General features: G+C 65.3%; 21 protein-coding genes. 12 read left to right on the top strand and 9 right to left on the bottom strand.

What is annotated here, in order from left to right:
- Positions 1-52: 52 nt before the first annotated feature.
- Positions 53-997, top strand: coding sequence for an OmpA family protein (locus JMY28_RS02815; RefSeq protein ID WP_201694380.1), 945 nt, complete (start codon positions 53-55; stop codon positions 995-997).
- Positions 998-1136: 139 nt separating this feature from the next.
- Here JMY28_RS02815 and JMY28_RS02810 read toward each other — a convergent pair whose 3' ends face one another.
- The 4 genes from JMY28_RS02810 to thiL are packed head-to-tail and all read right to left on the bottom strand — an operon-like array spanning position 1137 to position 3799.
- Complete coding sequence (locus tag JMY28_RS02810) at positions 1137-1673, bottom strand: cupin domain-containing protein (protein WP_201694378.1); 537 nt, start codon at positions 1671-1673, stop codon at positions 1137-1139.
- Positions 1674-1728: 55 nt separating this feature from the next.
- Positions 1729-2229: a CinA family protein gene (locus JMY28_RS02805; protein ID WP_201694376.1), complete on the bottom strand. Its 501-nt coding sequence runs from the start codon at positions 2227-2229 to the stop codon at positions 1729-1731.
- 33 nt (positions 2230-2262) lie between these two features.
- Entirely contained in the window at positions 2263-2820 is a 558-nt protein-coding gene (locus JMY28_RS02800; RefSeq protein ID WP_201694375.1) for a phosphatidylglycerophosphatase A family protein, read from the bottom strand.
- Positions 2810-3799 carry a thiamine-phosphate kinase gene (thiL, locus tag JMY28_RS02795; protein ID WP_201694374.1) on the bottom strand — a complete coding sequence of 330 codons (990 nt, stop codon included), beginning with the start codon at positions 3797-3799 and terminating at the stop codon, positions 2810-2812. The genes JMY28_RS02800 and thiL overlap by 11 nt, the downstream gene beginning before the upstream one ends.
- 184 nt (positions 3800-3983) lie before the next feature.
- Here thiL and JMY28_RS02790 point away from each other — a divergent pair, with 184 nt between their 5' ends.
- From JMY28_RS02790 to JMY28_RS02780, 3 genes are all read left to right on the top strand, one after another.
- Positions 3984-6278, top strand: a complete 2295-nt coding sequence (locus JMY28_RS02790) for an NADP-dependent malic enzyme (protein WP_201694373.1) — start codon at positions 3984-3986, stop codon at positions 6276-6278.
- A 271-nt stretch (positions 6279-6549) separates the two neighbouring features.
- Complete coding sequence (locus JMY28_RS02785; RefSeq protein WP_201694372.1) at positions 6550-6981, top strand: ribonuclease; 432 nt, start codon at positions 6550-6552, stop codon at positions 6979-6981.
- Between the two features lie 7 nt (positions 6982-6988).
- On the top strand, positions 6989-7546 hold the full coding sequence (locus tag JMY28_RS02780) for a barstar family protein (RefSeq protein WP_201694601.1): 558 nt from the start codon (positions 6989-6991) through the stop codon (positions 7544-7546).
- Between the two features lie 102 nt (positions 7547-7648).
- Here JMY28_RS02780 and JMY28_RS02775 read toward each other — a convergent pair whose 3' ends face one another.
- The 3 genes from JMY28_RS02775 to speE form a co-directional block, all read right to left on the bottom strand.
- Positions 7649-8389: a 16S rRNA (uracil(1498)-N(3))-methyltransferase gene (locus tag JMY28_RS02775; protein WP_201694367.1), complete on the bottom strand. Its 741-nt coding sequence runs from the start codon at positions 8387-8389 to the stop codon at positions 7649-7651.
- 19 nt (positions 8390-8408) lie between these two features.
- Positions 8409-8822, bottom strand: coding sequence for a VOC family protein (locus JMY28_RS02770; protein ID WP_201694365.1), 414 nt, complete (start codon positions 8820-8822; stop codon positions 8409-8411).
- 105 nt (positions 8823-8927) lie between these two features.
- Positions 8928-9791 carry a polyamine aminopropyltransferase gene (gene speE, locus JMY28_RS02765; RefSeq protein ID WP_201694363.1) on the bottom strand — a complete coding sequence of 288 codons (864 nt, stop codon included), beginning with the start codon at positions 9789-9791 and terminating at the stop codon, positions 8928-8930.
- Positions 9792-10157: 366 nt separating this feature from the next.
- Here speE and tkt point away from each other — a divergent pair, with 366 nt between their 5' ends.
- A complete protein-coding gene (tkt, locus tag JMY28_RS02760) occupies positions 10158-12200 on the top strand; it encodes a transketolase (protein WP_201694361.1) in 2043 nt (680 codons plus the stop codon).
- 135 nt (positions 12201-12335) lie between these two features.
- Complete coding sequence (gap, locus tag JMY28_RS02755) at positions 12336-13346, top strand: type I glyceraldehyde-3-phosphate dehydrogenase (protein WP_201694359.1); 1011 nt, start codon at positions 12336-12338, stop codon at positions 13344-13346.
- A gap of 54 nt (positions 13347-13400) precedes the next feature.
- Here gap and JMY28_RS02750 read toward each other — a convergent pair whose 3' ends face one another.
- A complete protein-coding gene (locus JMY28_RS02750) occupies positions 13401-14126 on the bottom strand; it encodes a FadR/GntR family transcriptional regulator (protein WP_201694351.1) in 726 nt (241 codons plus the stop codon).
- Positions 14127-14402: 276 nt separating this feature from the next.
- On the opposite strand from JMY28_RS02750, the gene JMY28_RS02745 reads away from it, so the two are divergent.
- The 3 genes from JMY28_RS02745 (at position 14403) to JMY28_RS02735 (ending at position 17359) form a co-directional block, all read left to right on the top strand.
- Positions 14403-15746, top strand: a complete 1344-nt coding sequence (locus JMY28_RS02745; protein WP_201694349.1) for a C4-dicarboxylate transporter DctA — start codon at positions 14403-14405, stop codon at positions 15744-15746.
- A gap of 67 nt (positions 15747-15813) precedes the next feature.
- A complete protein-coding gene (alc, locus tag JMY28_RS02740; protein ID WP_201694348.1) occupies positions 15814-16833 on the top strand; it encodes an allantoicase in 1020 nt (339 codons plus the stop codon).
- Between the two features lie 13 nt (positions 16834-16846).
- Positions 16847-17359: an ureidoglycolate lyase gene (locus JMY28_RS02735; RefSeq protein ID WP_201694347.1), complete on the top strand. Its 513-nt coding sequence runs from the start codon at positions 16847-16849 to the stop codon at positions 17357-17359.
- Between the two features lie 100 nt (positions 17360-17459).
- Here the strand turns inward: JMY28_RS02735 and fur are convergent, their stop codons facing one another.
- Positions 17460-17888 (bottom strand): ferric iron uptake transcriptional regulator, encoded by a 429-nt coding sequence (gene fur, locus JMY28_RS02730; protein WP_065065157.1) that lies wholly within the window; start codon positions 17886-17888, stop codon positions 17460-17462.
- Positions 17889-18024: 136 nt separating this feature from the next.
- Between fur and JMY28_RS02725 the strand changes: the two genes are divergently transcribed.
- The 3 genes from JMY28_RS02725 to JMY28_RS02715 all read left to right on the top strand — a co-directional run bounded on the left by JMY28_RS02725 (position 18025) and on the right by JMY28_RS02715 (position 20710).
- The gene (locus tag JMY28_RS02725; protein WP_201694346.1) at positions 18025-18960 is read left to right on the top strand and encodes an outer membrane protein assembly factor BamE; all 936 of its coding nucleotides are present in this window, start codon (positions 18025-18027) and stop codon (positions 18958-18960) included.
- A 170-nt stretch (positions 18961-19130) separates the two neighbouring features.
- Positions 19131-19928, top strand: a complete 798-nt coding sequence (dapB, locus tag JMY28_RS02720; RefSeq protein WP_201694345.1) for a 4-hydroxy-tetrahydrodipicolinate reductase — start codon at positions 19131-19133, stop codon at positions 19926-19928.
- Positions 19929-19981: 53 nt separating this feature from the next.
- Positions 19982-20710, top strand: a complete 729-nt coding sequence (locus JMY28_RS02715; RefSeq protein ID WP_201694344.1) for a MotA/TolQ/ExbB proton channel family protein — start codon at positions 19982-19984, stop codon at positions 20708-20710.
- Position 20711: the final 1 nt, after the last annotated feature.

Below are 20711 nucleotides of genomic sequence, written 5' to 3'. Positions count from 1 at the left end.
CGATCGTGACCCCAGCCCGCCACGGGTAACCGTGGCGGGCACGGAGAATCCCATGAAGAAAACTTTGATATGCGGCGCGCTCTTCGCCTCGCTGGTGAGCGCCCAGGCGTTCGCCAGCATCGGCAGCGATGCCGAGGCGCTGACGCCCGCCGCGCAGAAAATCGCCGATCCGTACCAGCGCGGCCTGGCCGAAGGCTGGCTCGAGATCGCAGAGCGACAGGACAGCCATGTGCTCGTCTCGTCGGTCTACAACGACGCTGCGGCCCGCGCGCTCAACAACGGCCGTCATTTCATCGACGGCAGCGTGCCGTTTCAGCCGATCTACGGCCAGAAGAACTGGCCGCCGGTCGAAACACGCGAGAAGTGGGTGAAGGCGCTGCAGGAAATCGAGCGCACGAACCAGCGCGCGTCGCAGTCGCCGTGCCGCGGCGAGGATGCGGGGCGTCTCTCAGCGCTGACGGACGAAGCGTGGAAGGAGCAGGATGAAACGCACGGCACGCACTGGGTGCACGGTTGGGACGCAATCGAGCGCGCGCAGAAGCTTGCGCAGCAGGTGAATGGCGAACTCGACAAGTGCGTGCCGCCGGCTCCGCCACCTCCCCCGCCGCCGCCGCCGCCCGCTGAGCTAGCGAAGCCGGTTTCGCTGTCAGCAGACGCGTTGTTCGACTTCGACAGCGCCGTCCTGAAGCCGCAAGGCAAAGAGATGGTCGAAGAGCTTGCCCATCGCGTCCGCGATTCGCATGTGAGGCTTCACTTGCTGAAGATCGACGGGTTCACCGACCGATTTGGCTCGGCGGCGCATAACGAAAAGTTGTCGCGGCAACGTGCCGAGGCGGTGCTGAGCGCGCTGCAAGCCCAGGGCGTCACAGCCGAGCGCTTCGAAGTCAACGGCCGGGGCGCAGCCGATCCGGTGAATTCGTGCCCGGGCAAGAAGGCGACGTCGGCAGTGGTTGCATGTCTTGCGCCCAACCGGCGCGTACAGATCACCATGCAGTAGGTGGGGAAGAAGGGCTGGCGCGTGGGAACGCCAGCCCGAGGGCGGTCTCTTTGGGACCGTCTGGAGTGGTAGGGCGATTGCGGCGAGTCTTCGGGCTCGCCGCTTTTTTTTGCGTGCCTTTCGAGACGCGCCGTGCCGCTCAATCCTTCTTCGTGACGGACGCTGGCTTGCCGAACAACTCGATGATCGAACGGTGCAGCGGATACTTTTCTACAAGCGCGTTCACATCGGCGATCTCGAACTCGCTGAACTCGAACCCCGGCGCGACCGTGCAGCCCACGAGCGCATACGTGGACGGATCGCAGCAGCGCGCCGCGAACCAGTGCCCGGCCGGCACCACGGCCTGGAACACCGTGCCCGGATGGTCTAACGCATGGCCAAGCTTGCGCGTGGAGAGCACGCCGCGCTCGTCGATCGAATGAATCTCGAGGGGCGAGCCCGCATAGAAGTGCCAGAGTTCGTCGGAGCGGATACGGTGCCAGGCCGAATAGGCGCCATCCGCGAGCAGGAAATAGATCGCGGTCGAGGCCGCGCGCGTGCCGTCGGTCGTGGGCGCGCCGTCGCGGCGCACGAGGTTGTCGGCGCGGTAAGTTTCGCTGTAGTAGCCGCCTTCGGGGTGCGGTTCGAGCCCGAAGTGGCGGATCAGTTCCTCGACTGCGGCATTCGCGATTGCCATGGCGTGCGCCTCCGTGATGGGCCCGGTTGGCGATGCAAACCCGTTCGGGCCGGTATTAGCGTTCCTGTTCGTCGATGAACGCGAGCAGCCCGCGCAACGCATGTGCGGCGGCTTGCACGCGGATCTGTTCGCGGTCGCCTTTGAAGACCAGCGTTTCGACGCTCGTATGCAGCCGGTTGCTCCAGCCGAACGACACCATGCCGACTGGCTTTTCCGGCGTGCCGCCGCCGGGACCGGCGACCCCGGTGATCGCGAGCGAAACTTGTGCCCGGCTGTTGCTGAGCGCGCCTTCGGCCATCGCGCGCGCCACCGGCTCACTGACCGCGCCGTGCTTCTCGATGAGTTCCGGCGGCACGCCGATCATCTCGCTCTTTGCCTGGTTCGAGTAAGTCACGAAGCCGCGCTCGAACCAGCCGCTGCTGCCCGAAATATCGGTGATGGCGGTGGCGACCATGCCGCCGGTGCAGGACTCGGCGGTCGCGAGCATGAGCCGCCCGTCGCGCAGCTTGTTGCCGACGCGGATGGCAAGTTGGTGTACGACGGAATCGGTAGGCATTGCAGCAATCCGTTGAGTTGGCGGCCAGGCGGGTTAGACCGACATGCGCCAGAGCGCGATGACGAGCAGCGTAAAGAAAGCGGCGACGATGTCGTCGAGCATGATGCCGAGGCCGCCCTTGAAGCGCCGGTCGAAATAGCGGATGGGCGGCGGCTTCACCATGTCGAAGAAACGGAAGACCACGAAGGCCCAGAGCCGGCCCATGAAATCGACGGGCGTGATCATGAGCAGCACGAGCCAGAATGCGACGATTTCGTCCCAAACAATGGCAGAAGGGTCCTCTACGCGCATCTTGTTCGCCGTGAACCCCGTGATGCCAATGCCCGCGAAGAAGCCCACGATGATCAGCAGTCCCCACTCGGTCACGGTGAGGTAGCGATTGAGCACTTCGAACGCCGCCCACGCGAACAGTGTGCCGGCCGTGCCGGGCGCAAGGCGCGAGAGCCCTGAGCCAAAGCCGAGCGAGATGATGTGAAGCGGATGCGTGAGCATGAACGGCGCGTCGGCGCGGCGCGGGCCGCCAGGCTGGGGTTCCGGCCGCCCCGCCGTCGCGAGTTCGTCGGCGGGAGAGGGCGTGGGGTCAGTCTGCATGGAAATGGTCGAAACCTTGCAACTTCAGGTTGAGCGGTTTGCACGCGGCGTCGCGCCAGGCGATTGCGGGCGTGGCCTGAGGCGACGCGAGGGCACTCATTGTACCGATGCGCGTGACGCGCACGCCCACCTGTTGCGCGGCCGCCTCGACCGCTGCGCGTTGCGCCGGCGCCGCCGTGAAGCACAGTTCGTAATCGTCGCCGCCCGCGAGGGCGCATTGCAGTTGCGTGGCGCGCGGCAGTCGCGCGAGAGCGGGCGAGAGCGGCAGGGTATCGACATCGATCGCCGCGGCGAGGTTCGAGCGTTCCAGAATGTGGCGCAGGTCGCCGGCAACGCCGTCCGAAACGTCGAGCGCCGCGCGCGCGACGCCGCGCAGCGCAAGGCCGAGCGACACGCGCGGCTCGGGGTATTCGAGCGCGCGGCGAAAGTGCGCGGCGTCCTGCTCGCTCACTTGCCATTCGCGTCTTAATACGCCGAGGCCCGCGCGCGCGTCGCCGGGTGTACCGGAGACCCAGATGTCGTCGCCCGCCTGCGCGGCGTCGCGCCGAAGTGCGGCATCCTGACGCACCGAGCCGAACACTGTAAGACAAAGATTGAGCGGGCCCGCCGTGGTGTCGCCCCCGATCAGCTCGCAGTCAAAGCGGTCTGCCAGCTCGAAAAGGCCCGCGCTGAACGCGGCGAGCCAGTCCTCGTTCGGCTTGGGGAGCGCGAACGCCAGCGTGAATCCCAGCGGCTGCGCACCCATTGCTGCAAGGTCTGACAGATTCACGGCGAGCGCTTTGTGGCCGAGCGCATGCGGATCGATATCGGGGAAAAAGTGGCGGCCTTCCACCAGCATATCTGTGGAAACGGCCAGCATCTCGCCGGCGGCGGGCGCGATGAGCGCGCAGTCGTCGCCGATGCCGAGCGCGGCGCGTTGTGTGTTCGTGCGGGCGCGTCGCGCGAAATAACGGTCGATCAGGGAGAACTCGGAAAGCATGTCGAAAGGTCTATGACATTGGGAATGGCCGACGCCGCACAGGGTGCGCGGGTCCGGCGTTCCCTCTATTGTGGTCGCGGCACCTACGCCCGAACTGTAAGAAATACCGCCAGAGATTGGCGCTACAATCTGGCAGACTAGCGTTCGAGTTGTCATTCTAATCTGCACTAACGGCCTGCCTCCCATGTCGAATCCCGCCACGAACAAACTCCGCGAAGCCGCACTCGACTATCACGAGTTTCCCACGCCGGGGAAGATCGCGATTGCGCCGACCAAGCAGATGATCAATCAGCGCGACCTCTCGCTCGCATACTCGCCGGGCGTGGCGTTCGCATGCGAGGCGATCGTCGAGAATCCGCTCAACGCCGCGCGCTTCACGGCGCGCAGCAACCTCGTGGGCGTCGTGTCGAACGGCACGGCCGTGCTCGGTCTCGGCAACATCGGGCCGCTCGCGTCGAAGCCCGTGATGGAAGGCAAGGCGGTGCTGTTCAAGAAGTTCGCGGGCATCGACGTGTTCGACATCGAGCTGAACGAGACGGACCCGCACAAGCTCGTCGACGTGATCGCGGCGCTCGAACCGACGTTTGGCGGCATCAACCTGGAAGACATCAAGGCGCCGGAGTGCTTCATCGTCGAACGTGAAGCGCGCAAGCGCATGAAGATTCCGGTCTTCCACGACGACCAGCACGGCACGGCCATCGTGGTGGCGGCCGCCTTCACCAACGGCCTGAAGGTCGTGGGCAAGGACATCAAGGAAGTGAAGCTCGTCGCCTCGGGCGCGGGCGCGGCGGCGCTGGCGTGTCTGGACCTGCTCGTCGATCTTGGCCTGCCGCTCGAAAACATCGTCGTGACCGACCTCGCGGGCGTGGTCTACAAGGGCCGCACGGAGCTGATGGACCCGGACAAGGAGCGTTTCGCACGCGAGACCAACGCGCGCACGCTCGCCGAAGTGATCGAAGGCGCGGATATCTTCCTCGGCCTCTCCGCGGGCGGTGTGCTCAAGCAGGACATGGTCAAGCAGATGGCCGCGAAGCCGCTCATTCTCGCGCTGGCCAATCCCACGCCGGAAATCCTGCCGGAGCTCGCACTCGAAGTGCGCCCGGACGCCGTGCTCGCCACGGGCCGCACGGACTACCCGAACCAGGTGAACAACGTTCTCTGCTTCCCGTTCATCTTCCGCGGCGCGCTCGACGCGGGCGCGACCACCATCACGCGCGAGATGGAAGTCGCCGCCGTGAATGCGATTGCGGAGCTGGCGCGCCAGGAACAGAGCGACGTGGTGGCCACAGCTTATGGCATCCAGGATCTGCAGTTCGGGCCTGAATACCTCATTCCGAAGCCCTTCGACCCGCGCCTGATCGTCAAGATCGCGCCGGCCGTGGCCAAGGCGGCAATGGACTCGGGCGTCGCGACCCGTCCGATCGAGGACATGGACGCCTACGAGCAGCACCTCCAGCAGTTCGTCTACCACAGCGGCACGACCATGAAGCCGATCTTCCAGCTCGCGCGCGCCGTGGAGCCGGAGAAGAAGCGCATCGTGTTCGCAGAGGGCGAAGAGGAGCGCATCCTGCGCGCGGTGCAGATCGTGGTCGACGAAAAGCTCGCAAAGCCCATCCTGATCGGCCGCCCCTTGGTGATCGAACAGCGCATTGCGCGCTACGGCCTGCGTCTCGTGGCCGGGCAGGATTACACGGTCGTGAACACCGACCACGACGAGCGCTATCGCGACTTCTGGCAGAGCTACGCCAAGCTCATGGCGCGCAAGGGCATCACGCAGCAAATGGCGAAGCTCGAAATGCGCCGCCGCACCACGCTGATCGGCTCGATGCTCGTACAGAGGGGAGAGGCCGACGGCATGGTCTGCGGTACGGTCAGCACGACGCACCGCCACCTGCACTTCATCGACCAGGTGATCGGCAAGAAGGCTGGCTGCAACGTCTACGCGGCGATGAACGCGCTGGTGCTGCCGAATCGCCAGATTTTTATCGTCGACACGCACGTCAACGTCGACCCGACGCCGGAGCAGCTCGCGGAAATCACCATCATGGCGGCCGAGGAAGTGCGCCGCTTCGGCATCGAGCCGAAGATCGCGCTGTGCTCGCACTCGAACTTCGGTTCGAGCAACGCGCCTAGCGCGCAGAAGATGCGCGACCTGCTCGAGATCCTCCAGGAGCGTGCGCCGGACCTGCATGTGGACGGCGAAATGCACGGCGACGTGGCGATCGACGCGAACCTGCGCAAGGAGATCCTGCCGGAGTCGACACTCGAAGGCGAAGCCAATCTGCTCATCATGCCGAACATCGACGCGGCAAACATTTCCTACAACCTGCTCAAGACGGCGGCGGGTAACAACATCGCCATCGGGCCGATCCTGCTGGGGGCGGCCAAGCCGGTGCACGTGCTGACGGCTTCCGCCACGGTGCGCCGTATCGTCAACATGACGGCGCTGCTCGTCGCGGACGTGAACGCGGCGCGTTAAGCTCGTTCGCGCAGGTTGCCGGCAGCGCCGGTAACGCGGTCCCAAAAATCGGCGCGCTCCTGCGAGCGCGCCGATTTTTTTACTCGCGAGATCCCGCTTGAGCGCCCAAAATCGCGCAAAATGAGATTGTAAAAGTTACCGGTTTGGCACTTGTGCGCGGTCAAGCTCGGGTCGCCCTCGCCCGACTAACGTTGCTTCCAGGCATCATTAGCGATACCCTTACACCTTTCATGGTCGTCGAACGCGTAACCAGGGAAGCGGGAACCAGGCGATGGCGCCTCGTCTAACTCATTGTTTCGGCGGCAGTTTGTCTAGCTTGCGCCGCGCTGCGGCAGTGGCGCTTGTTGCAACCGTAGCGCTGGCGGCAGGCGGCGCTCAGGCGCGCACGAGTCAGCCGGAAGATGCGGGTAATTCGGTCGGCAGCATTTCGGTCAACGAACTTCCGCGTGAGGCGGTGGGCACGTTGAGCCTGATTGCGGCGGGCGGCCCGTTCCCTTACGAGAAGGACGGCGTCGTATTCGGGAATTTTGAGCGGATATTGCCACCGCACCGGCGGGGCTACTATCACGAGTACACGGTCCCGACGCCGAGCGCACACAACCGCGGCGCCAAGCGCATTGTTTGTGGCGGCCCGCGCAAGCGGACCGACAACTGTTACTACTCCGACGACCACTACGCCAGTTTCAGGCGAATTATTGATTGACACCGGGATGAGCGGCATGAGCGATAACGTTTACGCGCACGACCCTCGGGGCGCGAGCGATCTGTTCGCGTCCGGGGAGGGCAACCTGTTCCAGCGCGTCATGCAGTTGAAGCAAGACAGCGAGGCGCGCCAGGATGAGGCGGGGCTTTCATCGAACGAGGGGGCCATGAGCCTGTTTTCGACCGTGCAGCCGAATATTGTCCAGTCGATCCGGGCGTTTCGCATTCAGGATCTCTCGGACGAAGCCCAGCGGCTGCAGCAACATTTCCTCTATGCGTTCTGCGCGAATGCGCAAACCAAGCAGGAAGTGCTCGAAACCATTGCTACGTCGTTTCTGTTTCCGAAGCATTTCGGCAAGAACTACGATGGTTTGTACGACTGCCTGACCGATCTGGTGCAGAAAGCCGGCGAGCAGCCGGGTTTCGTGATCGTGCTGGAAGGACTGCCGATTGCCCAGAAGTTCGACAAGGACGGGCGTGAGACCCTGCTCGACGTATTTCGCGAGGCTTCGGAATTCTGGGCAGAGCGCAAGGTGCCGTTCCGCGTTTTTTATTCGTTCGCCTGACCTTCGACTAGCGTTCCGTCGCGCGCATGCGACAGAAAGCCACAAGCCCGCCTTCCGGCGGGCTTTGTCATTTTTACTAGCGGCTTTTCGGGCTGCGTCGCGTTACCAACCACCCCAGCGGGCGGCGAGCGCCGCGAGCACGGCGATGCCCGCCGTTTCGGTGCGCAGCACGCGCGGCCCGAGTCCCACGGCGATGAAGCCGTGGTCGAGCGCCGCAGCTTCTTCCGGCGACGAGAATCCGCCCTCAGGCCCGACCAGCACCGTCACCTCGCCCGAAGGCGGGTCGATCGGCAAGGTCGAGAACGAGACATTGGCGCGCGGCGAGAGGAGCACGCGCAATTCGCCTTCGCCGGGGCGCTTGGGCAGCGAGCCAAGCCACGTGGCGATTTCGCGCGTGGGCGCGACGTCGGGCATCCGGTTGCGCCCGCACTGTTCGCACGAGGCTTGCACAATGCGTTGCCAGTGCGCCTGGCGGCGCACGGCTCGCTCACCCGAAAGCCGCACGACACTGCGCGAGGTGGTGAGCGGCACGAAGTTCGTCGCCCCCAGTTCGACGGCCTTTTCGATCAGCCAGTCCATCTTGTCGCTGCCGGCAATGCCTTGGGCGAGCGTGAGCCGGTAAGGCGGCTCGGCTTCGAAGTCGCGATAGGGGCCAATGCGCACCTGCGTGTCGCGGCGCTCCATTTCGAGAATCTCGGCGCTGTACTCGCCGCCAAGACCGTTGAACAGCACGATGGTGTCGCCGGGCTGCAGGCGCAGCACCTGGATATGGCGCGTGACTTCGTCGGGAAGGGTGACAACCTCGTCGGATTGCAGGGCGCTGCCGACGAAAAAGCGGGGCATAAGACTATTTCTCATTGATTCAGGACAAGTGGCGAGCAAGCGCCCAGCGGTAACCGTCGAGGTCTTCGACCTGCGCAAAGCGGTCCCCCCAGAATTGGTCCTGTGGCTCGCTCAGCGATTTCGCGCCGGCTTCGAGCGCCCGCGCATAAACCGCGTCGACATCGTCGACGTACAGATAAAAAGATTGTGGCGCGACGGTCTGTGCGCTTTTGGGCGTGCGCGCCGTCGAACCGAATGCACCCTCCGGTGCGAACATGACGATCAACTGATCGTGGTACGTCATCTCCACGTGCATGAGCGCGCCGTCGTCCTCTACGCTATCGCGCACCGCAAAGCCGAGTGCCGCCCGATAGAAGTTCATCGACACGCGTGCGTCGCGCACCGTCAGATACGGGGTGAGCCACGGCACGCCGGCAGGGCGGGGTGCGGTCATCGAGTCTCTCCAGATTCGCGGTTCGAATGAAGCGCCGTGCCGCTCTGGGCGCGGGCGCGCATGAAAAAAGCGCGTGGGACCCGCCATTGTCCACGGGCAGGCCCACTAAAGCTGTAGGAATTCGCCTAGTTTATCGCGGGCCGTGCAGGAAGCTTTTAAGAGCGCCGCGTGCAGACGCGGGTCGTAGTAGCGCAAGCCTTCGATCTGGCGCTCGGCTGCGCGCGCCTGCAGCGTGGTCTCGTCGACGCCGGCTGGGTCGAGCGTGTCGCTCGCGATCGCCATGAGCCAGAGTGAGCCGTAGAGCGGCACGTAGGCGGCAAGCGGGCGAACGACGGCGAACGCCGCGCGCAACCCGCCGAGCAGCGCGCCTACGCGCTGCCCATGGTGGAACGGCGAGCCCAGATGGAGCGAGACGAGGGCGCCGGTGCTCATCACGCGCTTGAGCGCGGCGTAGAACGCCGGCGTGTAGAGCCCGGCGGCCGGCGAATCCGGTGGAGTCAGATCAAAGATGACGAGGTCGAAACGTTCCTGCGCCGAGGCGACAAATGCCGCCGCGTCGCCGATCACGAGTTCCACGCGCGGATCTTCGAAGGCGTCGCCGCGTACCTCGGGCAGATAGTCGCCTGTCAGCCGCACCACATCCGGGTCCAGTTCGGCCACGACGATGCGCTCGATGCCCGGGTGGCGCAACAACTGACGCGCCGCGCCGCCGTCGCCGCCGCCCAGCACGAGCGCGGCGCGCGGCACCGGGTGGGTGAGCGCGGCCGGGTGCGTCATGCACTCGTGATAGATGAATTCGTCGCCGGCGGAGGTCATCGGGCGGCCGTCCAACGTGAAGAGGCAGCCCAGTTGCGGTGTGTCCCAGACTTCGATGCGCTGCCACGGCGTATCGGCCGCGGCGAGTCGTCGCGCGCCTGGAAAGCCGTAGAGCGCGTCTGACGCGGGATGGAAGAGGAGGGAGTCGGTCACGGAGGTCGAGATGTGCTGCCGGTGCGCCGCAGCGCGAAAATCGCGCAGAAAATGGGGCCAACAGAGACATTATAGGGTGCGTGAACCGCAGCCCGGCTGCGATAAAAGACGACGAGAAGACAACGGCCTGCACGGCGCATACCCCGCGCCCTACGACCAGGGATAATCCCCACGATCTGCTAGAATATTGCGCTTTGCAGCCCTCTCCGTTTGCTCCGGCCGTTTCGCGTCTCCTGGCGCCGCATGTGCGCCCGAGCGGGCGATTTGCCGAGCTTCCGGACCTTCGCGCTGCTGTGTGCGCCCGCTGTTTGCGCTGTTCGCGACCTGCGCCGCTCACGCCGCTTTTTGCACACTTCCGGACTCGACATGACGACCTCGTCCTCCGCCTCCCCCGCTACCACCCAGTTGATGGCCAACGCCATTCGTGCGCTGTCCATGGACGCCGTTCAGCAAGCCAATTCCGGTCACCCCGGCATGCCCATGGGCATGGCCGAGATCGCCGTCGCGCTGTGGTCACGCCACCTGCGCCATAACCCGACGAACCCGCTCTGGAGCGATCGCGACCGCTTCGTGCTGTCGAACGGCCACGGCTCGATGCTGCTGTACTCGCTGCTGCACCTGACGGGCTACGACCTGCCGATCGCGGAACTCAAGAACTTCCGTCAGCTGCATTCGAAGACGCCGGGCCACCCCGAGTTCGGCATCACGCCGGGCGTCGAGACGACCACGGGCCCGCTCGGCCAGGGTCTGGCGAACGCGGTTGGCATGGCGCTCGCTGAAGCGCTGCTCGCAGCGGAGTTCAACAAGGCCGACGCGAAGATCGTCGATCACCACACGTACGTGTTCCTCGGCGACGGCTGCCTGATGGAAGGCATCTCGCACGAAGCCTGCTCGCTCGCCGGCACGCTCAAGCTGAACAAGCTGATCGCGCTGTACGACGACAACGGCATCTCGATCGACGGCGACGTCGTCAACTGGTTCCACGACAACACGCCGGAGCGCTTCGAAGCCTACGGCTGGAACGTGATCCCGCACGTGGACGGCCATGACGTGGGCGCGGTCGACGCGGCCATCCAGAAGGCCAAGGCCTCGGACAAGCCCACGCTGATCTGCTGCAAGACCATCATCGGCAAGGGTGCGCCGACCAAGCAGGGCGGCCACGACGTGCACGGCGCGGCGCTCGGCGCGGAAGAAATCGCCAAGTGGCGCGAAGCCGCAGGCTGGAAGTGGGAGCCGTTCACGCTGCCGCAAGAAGTCTACGCAGACTGGGACGCCAAGGACGCTGGAGCCAGGTTCGAAGCCGCGTGGAACGAACAGTTCGCCGCGTACAAGTCGAAGTACCCGACCGAAGCCGCCGAGTTCGAGCGCCGCATGGCCCACAAGCTGCCCGCCGACTGGGCGCAGAAGGCCGCGGCGATCGTTGCGGGTGCGGATTCGCGCAAGGAAACGGTCGCGACCCGCAAGGCTTCGCAGCAAGCCATCGAAGGCCTCGCCGCCGCACTGCCCGAACTGCTGGGCGGCTCGGCCGACCTGACCGGCTCGAACCTCACCAACTGGAAGGCTTCGAAGCCCGTGCGCGCCGCCAAGGCAGGCGAGACCGGCATCCAGTGGGGCAACCACATCAACTACGGCGTGCGCGAGTTCGGCATGAGCGCGGCGCTCAACGGCCTGAACCTGCACGGCGGCTACAAGGCGTTCGGCGGCACGTTCCTCACGTTCTCGGACTACAGCCGCAATGCGCTGCGCGTGGCCGCGCTGATGAAGTGCCCGTCGATCTTCGTGTTCACGCACGACTCGATCGGTCTCGGCGAAGATGGCCCGACGCACCAGTCGATCGAACAGGTCGCAAGCCTGCGCCTGATCCCCAACATGACGCTCTGGCGTCCGGCCGACACCGTGGAAACCGCGGTGGCCTGGACCGAGTCGATCTCGCATCACGGCCCGTCGAGCCTCATTTTCAGCCGTCAGAACCTGCAGTTCAACGAGCGCACGGATGCGCAGATCGCGAACATCGCCAAGGGCGGCTACGTGCTCAAGGACTGGAACGACGACATCCCGAGCCGCAAGATCATCCTGATCGCCACGGGCTCCGAAGTCGAACTGGCGATGAAGGCCGTCGAAGCGCTGCAGCGCGAAGGCATCGGCGCCCGCGTGGTGTCCATGCCGTCGACCAACGCGTTCGACAGGCAGGACGCCGAATATAAGGAGCGCGTGCTGCCCAAGGGCGTGCGCCGCGTCGCGATCGAAGCCGGTGTGACCGACTTCTGGCGCAAGTACGTGGGCCTGGAAGGCGGCGTGGTCGGCATCGACACGTTCGGCGAATCGGCCCCGGCTGGCGTGCTGTTCAAGCACTTCGGCTTCACGGTCGATCACGTCGTGGCGGCGGCCAAGGCCGCGCTCGACAACTAAGCATGCGTTACGGGCCCGCCTGATCGGCAAGATCTGGCGGGCCCGCTGCCTTGAGCGTCCCGCCAGACCGCCCCCAGCCTGGCGTCGACGCCAAAGCACTGGTTTCAGAATTTTTCAGCCCTTAGGAGATAAACCATGACCATTCGCGTCGCTATCAACGGCTACGGCCGCATCGGCCGTAACACGCTTCGCGCGTTCTACGAGAACGGTAAGAAGCACGACATCCAGATCGTTGCGATCAACGACCTGGGTGACGCGAAGACGAACGCGCATCTGACGCAATACGACACGGCACACGGCAAGTTCCCGGGTGAAGTGAAGGTGGACGGCGACTACCTCGTCGTCAACGGCGACCGTATCCGCGTGCTGGCCAACCGCAACCCGGCTGAACTGCCGTGGGGCGAGCTGGGCGTCGACGTCGTGATGGAGTGCACGGGCTTCTTCACGACCAAGGAAAAGGCGAGCGCGCACATCAAGGGCGGCGCGAAGAAGGTCATCATCTCGGCGCCGGGCGGTAAGGACGTCGACGCGACCATCGTCTACGGCGTGAACCACAACGTGCTGAAGGCATCGGACACGGTCATCTCGAACGCATCGTGCACGACGAACTGTCTCGCGCCGCTCGTCAAGCCGCTGAACGACAAGATCGGCCTCGAAACCGGCCTGATGACGACGATCCACGCGTACACGAACGACCAGGTTCTGACCGACGTGTACCACGAAGACCTGCGCCGCGCGCGCTCGGCCACGCACAGCCAGATCCCGACGAAGACGGGCGCGGCTTCCGCTGTCGGCCTCGTGCTGCCGGAACTGAACGGCAAGCTGGACGGCTACGCGATCCGCGTGCCGACCATCAACGTGTCGATCGTCGACCTGTCGTTCATCGCCAAGCGCGACACGACGGTCGAAGAAGTCAACGCCATCATGAAGGAAGCTTCGGAAGGCGCGCTCAAGGGTATCCTGGGCTACAACGACGCACCGCTGGTGTCGATCGACTTCAACCACAACCCGGCATCGTCGACGTTCGACGCCACGCTCACGAAGGTCTCGGGCCGTCTCGTGAAGGTGTCGAGCTGGTACGACAACGAGTGGGGCTTCTCGAACCGCATGCTGGACACGGCTGTGGCGCTCGCGAACGCGAAGTAAGCACGCTCGACGCTGCATTGAAAAACCGCCCCTCGGGGCGGTTTTTTTGCGTCCTTATTTTTCGATGGCGCTTTGGGAGGCCGCGGCGAACGCGGGCGGCGTGGGGAAGTACACACCCGCGCGCTGCGCTGCATTGGCGATGTGTGCCTCGATGGCTTCGCCGGCCGCCACCGAGTCGCGCGCCTTGAGCGCCACCACGATCAACCCGTGCTCGCGATGCGTGGAAAGCACGCGCTCGCGCCGGTAGAACGGCATGCGCTGGCTTTCTTTCATGATGTCGGCGCTGCTGCGCAGGATGGATTCGATCGCCGCATTGCCCGCGAGATTCACGATGCGCATGTGGAACTCGAAGTCGAGTTGCGCGGCTTCGTCGAGTTCGTCGCAGGCGAGGGCGCTGTGCAGAGCCTCGGTATTCGCCTCGAGCCACGCGACGTCGGCGTCGCCGATGGCGAGCGCCGCCATGCGCGCGGCGAAGCCTTCGAGCGCGTAGCGCATCTGGTAGGTGTCGGGCAGCGACGACTGGTCGGCGAAACGCCACGGGTGAGCGTTCGTGGCCTGCGCGCTCGTCACGTACACGCCCTTGCCTGCTCGGATCGACAGCATGCCGAGCGCTTCGAGCGTCGAGAGCGCCTCGCGCAGCGACGCGCGGCTGATTGCCAGTTCCTCGGAAAGCTGCCGCTGCGCGGGCAGCAGGCTGCCGACCGGATACAAGCCGCCTTCGATCCGTTCGCGGATCGTGGCGATGGCGGCGTCAGTAACGGTGTGCGGAACGTTCTTCATCGGTTGGCGCGGGCTGCATTCGCGTGGTCTGACCGGTATTGTAGTCCTGCGCGACGTCAATGCATGGCGCACCGCATCAAAGCCGCATCAAAGCCCTTTGCACCGCCACACAAGGCGTCCAGATCCGGCCCGCAAACTGGTCAGACCGCACAAGGGTAAACACCGCGCCTCCCAACCTTGACTCCGGTATATCGGCTTCCTACTATCCGCCATAACAGTGCTGGTCAGACCAGTCGGAACAGTTGCTTGCTCCCCCTCGTTCAGCAGGAGACAGTCGTGACGAAGTTCTTCAATTCGCTGTTTGGTCGCGTAGTGATCGCCCTCGTACTGGGCATCGTGCTAGGCGCGGTGTTTCCCCATTTCGCCCAATCGTTGCGGCCGCTCGGCGACGGCTTTCTCAAGCTCATCAAGATGGTGATCGGGCCGATTGTGTTCTGCGTGGTCGTGAGCGGCATGGCGCACGCGGGCGACCTCAAGAAGGTGGGCCGTGTAGGCCTGAAGTCGGTGGTGTATTTCGAGGCGATGACGACCGTCGCGCTCGTGATCGGCGCCGTGCTCGCGTACCTCACGCGTCCGGGCGCCGGCATGAACGTGGATCTGCGTTCGCTCGACGCCGCCTCGCTTGCGAGCTACACCGAGCACGCCAAGAGCCTGAAGGACACGGCCGGCTTCCTGCTGAAGATCATTCCCGAGACGGCCTTCGACGCCTTCGCGAAGGGCGATATCCTGCAGATTCTCGTGTTCTCGGTGCTGTTCGGCAGCGCGCTCTCGCTGCTCGGCCCGAAGGCGCAGCGCGTGAACGGCCTGATCGACGAACTCTCGCAGGTGTTCTTCCGCGTGATGGGCTTCATCATCAAGCTCGCGCCGCTTGGCGTACTCGGCGCGATCGCGTTCACGACCGGCACGTACGGCGTGGCTTCGCTCAAGCAGCTTGGGCTGCTCGTGATCGTGTTCTACGCGAGCTGCATCGTGTTCGTCGCGGTCGTGCTCGGCATCGTCATGCGTCTCGCGGGCTTCAGCGTGTTCAAGCTGATCCGCTACCTGCGCGAAGAACTCTCGATCGTGCTCGGCACCGCTTCGTCGGACGCCGTGCTGCCGCAGATCATGCGCAAGCTCGAATGGATGGGCGTGAAGGATTCCACCGTGGGTCTCGTGATCCCGACGGGCTACTCGTTCAACCTCGACGGCTTCTCGATCTACCTCACGCTCGCCGTGATCTTCATCGCGCAGGCGACCAACACGCCGCTGTCGATGCACGACCTCATCGTCGTGGTGCTGGTTTCGCTCATCACCTCGAAGGGCGCGCACGGCATTCCCGGCTCGGCGATCGTCATTCTCGCCGCCACGCTTTCCGCCATACCCGCGATTCCCGTGCTCGGCCTCGTGCTGATTCTGCCGGTGGACTGGTTTGTCGGCATCGCCCGCGCGCTGACCAACCTGATCGGCAACTGCGTGGCAACGGTGGTGGTCGCGGTGTGGGAGCACGACATCGACCGCGCGCGTGCAAAGCACGTGCTGAACCTCGACGAAGGTTTCCTCTACGTGCCGGCAGGCGAGCGCGACGCAGACACAGCGCACGGCGAGGACAGCGCGCTCGGCGGCAAGCACGCGCATGCCTGAACCTTCGCGGCGCACCCCGCACCGCTTTTATTCGATCAACTGACTATCTCAAGCGAACGACACCATCATGGCCATTCCGACTCTCGACACCAACGCCCCCGCTTTCACGCGCCGCTACATGAACCTTGCCGATCCGCGTCTGGGCGCCCGCGCGCTCCACGCGAGCGACGAGTTCTTCGCGCCGAAGGAGCGCATGCTCGACCCGCAGCCCGCGGTCTTCATCCCCGGCAAGTACGACGACCACGGCAAGTGGATGGACGGCTGGGAAACGCGCCGCAAGCGCACGACGGGCCACGACTTTTGCATCGTGCGCCTCGCGCGCCCCGGCGTGATCTACGGTTTGGATCTCGATACGAGCCATTTCACGGGCAACTTCCCGCCGGCGGCTTCGATCGAGGCGTGCCACGCGCAGGCTGGCGACGATGAAACGCCAGGAGACAACGCCGACTGGCAGACCATCGTCCCGGCGACGACATTGCAGGGCAATCAGCATCACTACGTCGAGGTGCGCGATACGCGCGCGTTTACGCATCTGCGTGTGAATCTTTTTCCCGATGGCGGTCTCGCGCGCCTGCGCGTGTACGGCCAGCCGCGGCGCGACTGGAGCACGGTCGAGCGCGGCAGCCTCATCGATCTCGCGGCGATCGAGAACGGCGCTTATCTCGTCGCGGCCAACAACCAGCACTTCGGACTCGCTTCCACGATCCTGATGCCCGGGCGCGGCGTGAACATGGGCGACGGCTGGGAAACGCGCCGCCGCCGCGAACCGGGTAACGACTGGGCGATCGTGGCACTCGCGCGGCCGGGCATCATCCGCAAGATCGAAGTCGACACGGCGCACTTCAAGGGCAACTACCCGGACCGCTGCTCGCTTCAGGCAGCCAGCGTGACGGGCGGCACCGACGACTCGCTCATCACCCAGGCGATGTTCTGGCCGGCGCTGCTCGGCGAACAGAAGCTCGAAATGGATAAGCAACACGTGTTCGAGAGCGGGATTGCCGCGCTCGGCCCGGTTACGCACGTGCGTTTCAACATCTTCCCGGACGGCGGCGTCTCGCGCCTGCGCCTGTGGGGCGAACCTGTCTGAACGAGGAGCCGCGATGCAGATCCTGCATATGGAACCCTTGACGCGCGAGGCGTTCGCGCCGTTTGGCGACGTCATCGAACTCGACGGCGCGCGCCACTTTCCGATCAACGGCGGCACGACCGAGCGCTTCCACGATCTCGCCGCCATCGACGTGAGTGAGGCGGGCGGCCGGCCCATCGTCAGCGTGTTCCGCGCCCAGCCGCGCGCGTGGCCTGTCGAGATCGCGATGATGGAGCGGCATCCGCTCGGCAGCCAGGCGTTCGTGCCGCTTGGCGACGCGGGCTACGCGGTGGTGGTCGCGCCCGCGGGCGAGTTCGATCCGGCGGGGCTGCGGGCGTTCTGGGCCGGGCGTGGGCAGGGCGTCAATTACGCCAAAGGCGTCTGGCATCACCCGTTGCTCGCTTTCGAGCGGGTGAGCGACTTCGTGGTGATCGACCGCGGCGGCGCACAGCCGAACTGCGATGAAATCGCGCTCGAGCAGCCCTGGCGGCTCGAGCAAGCCGACACGTTGCTCGTGCCCGCCTGAGGTCCGGCCGGTTTTTCCCGAAGACCGGCTCACCAAACGAAAACGCCCCGGCAGATCTGCCGGGGCGTTTGCTCTTCTGCAGCCAGCAAGCTGCAAGCGGTCAGTGCTTGCGGTGCGGGCAATTTTCCTTCGTGCAGGCGCCGTACAGGGCGAGTGCGTGTTCCTGGAGCTTGAAGCCGCGCTCGTTGGCGATCATCTGCTGGCGCTTTTCGATTTCGGGGTCGAAGAATTCTTCAACGATTCCGCAGTCGAGGCACACGAGGTGGTCGTGGTGGCTGCCTTCGTTGAGCTCGAACACCGCCTTGCCCGATTCGAAGTTGCTGCGCGTGAGCAAGCCAGCCTGCTCGAACTGCGTGAGGACCCGGTAGACCGTGGCGAGGCCGATGTCGAGCTCCTCGTTCAGCAGGTTGCGATAGACGTCTTCGGCGGTGAGGTGACGAACCGGGCTGTGCTGAAAAATCTCCAGGATCTTGAGGCGAGGAAGCGTCGCCTTGAGGCCGATGTTCTTGAGATCGGTTGGATTGGTCATGACGATAAGTCCCTGGAGTACAATGCTAGGTTGTTATGTTAATGCGTTTTTGCCGTTCCGGGCATTTTCGCCAGAACTTCGAACGATCTTCTACAGAATACGCGCGGCTTCGCGAAAAGCCCGCACGGTGAGGGAAATGATTCCAGAATTCACAACGATCGGCCGGCGCATGCACGGCGGCCGCCTGGCGTGCACCCTGCTGGCTGCGGCCGCGCTCGCGGCGCTCGCCGGCTGTTCCACATACAACAGCGTGACGCAGAGCGTCGCCCAGAGCATCACGCCTTACCGCATTACCATCGTGCAAGGCAACTTCGTCTCGGCGGAAGCCGCGGCGCAGATGAAGGTGGGCATGTCCCGAGCCGAGGTCAAGCAGTTGCTCGGCACGCCGCTCCTCACCGACATGTTCCATGCGAACCGATGGGACTACATCTTCTATTTCAAGCGCGGCTCGACCGCCGTGGTCCAGCAGCGTGACTTCGTCGTGGTGTTCGAAGGCGACCGCGTAGCGAGCTGGTCGGGCGGTGAAGACCTGCCGTCGAACCTCGAACTGCTCGCCGAAATCGACGGCGACCGCAGCGGCAGGAAGAAGGCCGTCGCGGCTGCGCCGGCGTCGGGCGCTTCGGCGCCGGTGGCTGCAGCGGGCGCGCCCGACCAGGGTTCGAGCGCGACAGGCCCGACGGTTGGCGACACGGCGCGCTCGCCGTCGTCCGAACTCGGCACCGCCACCAATGCGCTGCCGCAGGACGCCAACGCACAGGCCGCCGCCGCCGCGAACCGCGCGACGGAGGCCGTGCAAACGCCTACTGGCCTCACGCCTTCGGTGCGCGCGGGCAACCCGCAATCGTCGGCGCTGCCGCAGAACGTCGGCACGATGCCGTCGCAGGTTCAGCTGCATCGCCAGCCGCAGCCGCAAATTCAGGGCGTGCCGCAGAGCAATCCGGTCGGCCCGGCCGTTGGCGCGCAAGGCACCGGCGACACCAATGCGGCGCCGTCTGGCCCCGCACGGGATTCGTCGCTCGCCGCGCCGCCCACGGTGCCGGCTTCGGGGGCTGCTGCGGCCCCGAGCAACTGATCCGGCTGACCCAGCCGGTAAAACAAGCAGGGCGTGGTGCGCGAGGCGCGCCACGCTTCGATTCGGCGGCCGGGGTGTCACTACCGGCCGCCGCGTTTTTTGGCGGCGGCGCTTCGTGGCGCCTGGCGGCACTCGGCACCGCGGCCAGCGACACATTGGCAGGCAAACTCATGAAAATCGCAATCGCCGGGGCATCGGGCCGTATGGGCCGCATGCTCATCGAAACCGTTCTGAATTCACCCGACGTCACGCTCTCGGGCGCGCTCGTGCGCAAGGGTTCGGCCGCCATCGGCCAGGACGCTGGCGCGTTCCTCGGCAAGGACACCGGCGTGCGCATCACCGACGACATCGAGCAGGTCTTCGCGCAAAGCGAGTGCCTGATCGACTTCACCCGCCCCGAAGGCACGCTCGTGCACCTCGAGGCGGCGCAGCGTCACGGCGTGAAGATGGTGATCGGCACGACCGGTTTCGACGCCCAGCAAAAGGCGCAGCTCGGCGCGGCTGCGCAAAAGGTCGGCGTCGTGTTCGCGGCCAACATGAGCGTGGGCGTGAACGTCACGCTCAAGCTGCTCGAATACGCGGCGCGCTTTTTCGAGACCGGCTACGACATCGAGATCATCGAGGCGCACCATCGCCACAAGGTCGACGCGCCCTCGGGCACCGCGCTTGCGATGGGCGAGGCCGTGGCAAACGCGCTCGGCCGCAATCTCGATGAATGCGCCGTGTATGGCCGCGAAGGCGTGACGGGCGAGCGCGACCCGTCGACGATCGGGTTTTCGGCGATTCGCGGCGGCGATATCGTCGGCGATCATACGGTGCTGTTCGCGGGCATTGGCGAGCGCATCGAGATCACGCACAAGTCGTCGAGCCGCCTTTCGTACGCGCAAGGCAGCGTGCGCGCCGCGCGCTTTCTGCAGGACAAGGCCAACGGCCTGTACGATATGCAGGACGTGCTCGGCCTGCGCTGAGCGTTCCCTTTACGGTCCGGTGCCTGCGCCGGACAGACAGTGAGCGAGGTCCGATGGCAGCGAGTTCCGGAGTCATTCACTATCTGCAGACGGGCGACGCCGTCACCCACGCGGTAGCGTGGGTATTGCTCGCCATGTCGGTCGCGAGCTGGTGCTTTCTCATCGTGAAAAGCTGGATCCTCTTGCGCGCGAAGCGCCAGGGGCCGCGCGCCATTGCGCGCTTCTGGCAGGCGCGCACCCTTGCTGACGGCGTGGCTGCCATGCGTTCGGTCGACCGCGAGCGCGTCTTTCTGCCGCTCGCTCAGGCGGCGCTCGCCGCCGAGGAAGCCGACACGCCCGGCATGATGCTCGCGCGCGTGGACCGCGGCGAGCGCGTGCTGCGTGCGTTGCGCGGCGCGCTTCAAGCGTCGCAGCGGCGGCTCGAGTTCGGGCAGGTGCTGCTGGCCTCAGTGGGCAGCACGGCGCCGTTCGTGGGGCTGCTCGGCACGGTTTGGGGCATTTATCACGCGCTCGGCAGCATTGCCGCGAGCGGCCAGGCGATGATCGAGAACGTCGCCGGCCCGGTGGGCGAGGCGCTCATCATGACGGCTTTCGGTCTCGTGGTCGCGATTCCGGCCGTGCTCGCCTATAACGTGCTCGGACGCCTCGTGCGCCAGCTTTGCGACGATCTCGACGGTTTCGCGCACGATCTGCACGCCTATGCCTGCGCGCCTGACGGCGCGCCGCTGCGCCGGGAAGGTACGCAGGGCGCGATGCGCGAAGGCGCGCGCGCCGAGTCGTAGG

Source organism: Paraburkholderia hiiakae (genome assembly GCF_904848665.1).
Taxonomy (GTDB): domain Bacteria; phylum Pseudomonadota; class Gammaproteobacteria; order Burkholderiales; family Burkholderiaceae; genus Paraburkholderia; species Paraburkholderia hiiakae.
Note: the sequence above shows the minus strand (reverse complement) of the source record. Positions and strands in the feature narration are given on the sequence as shown.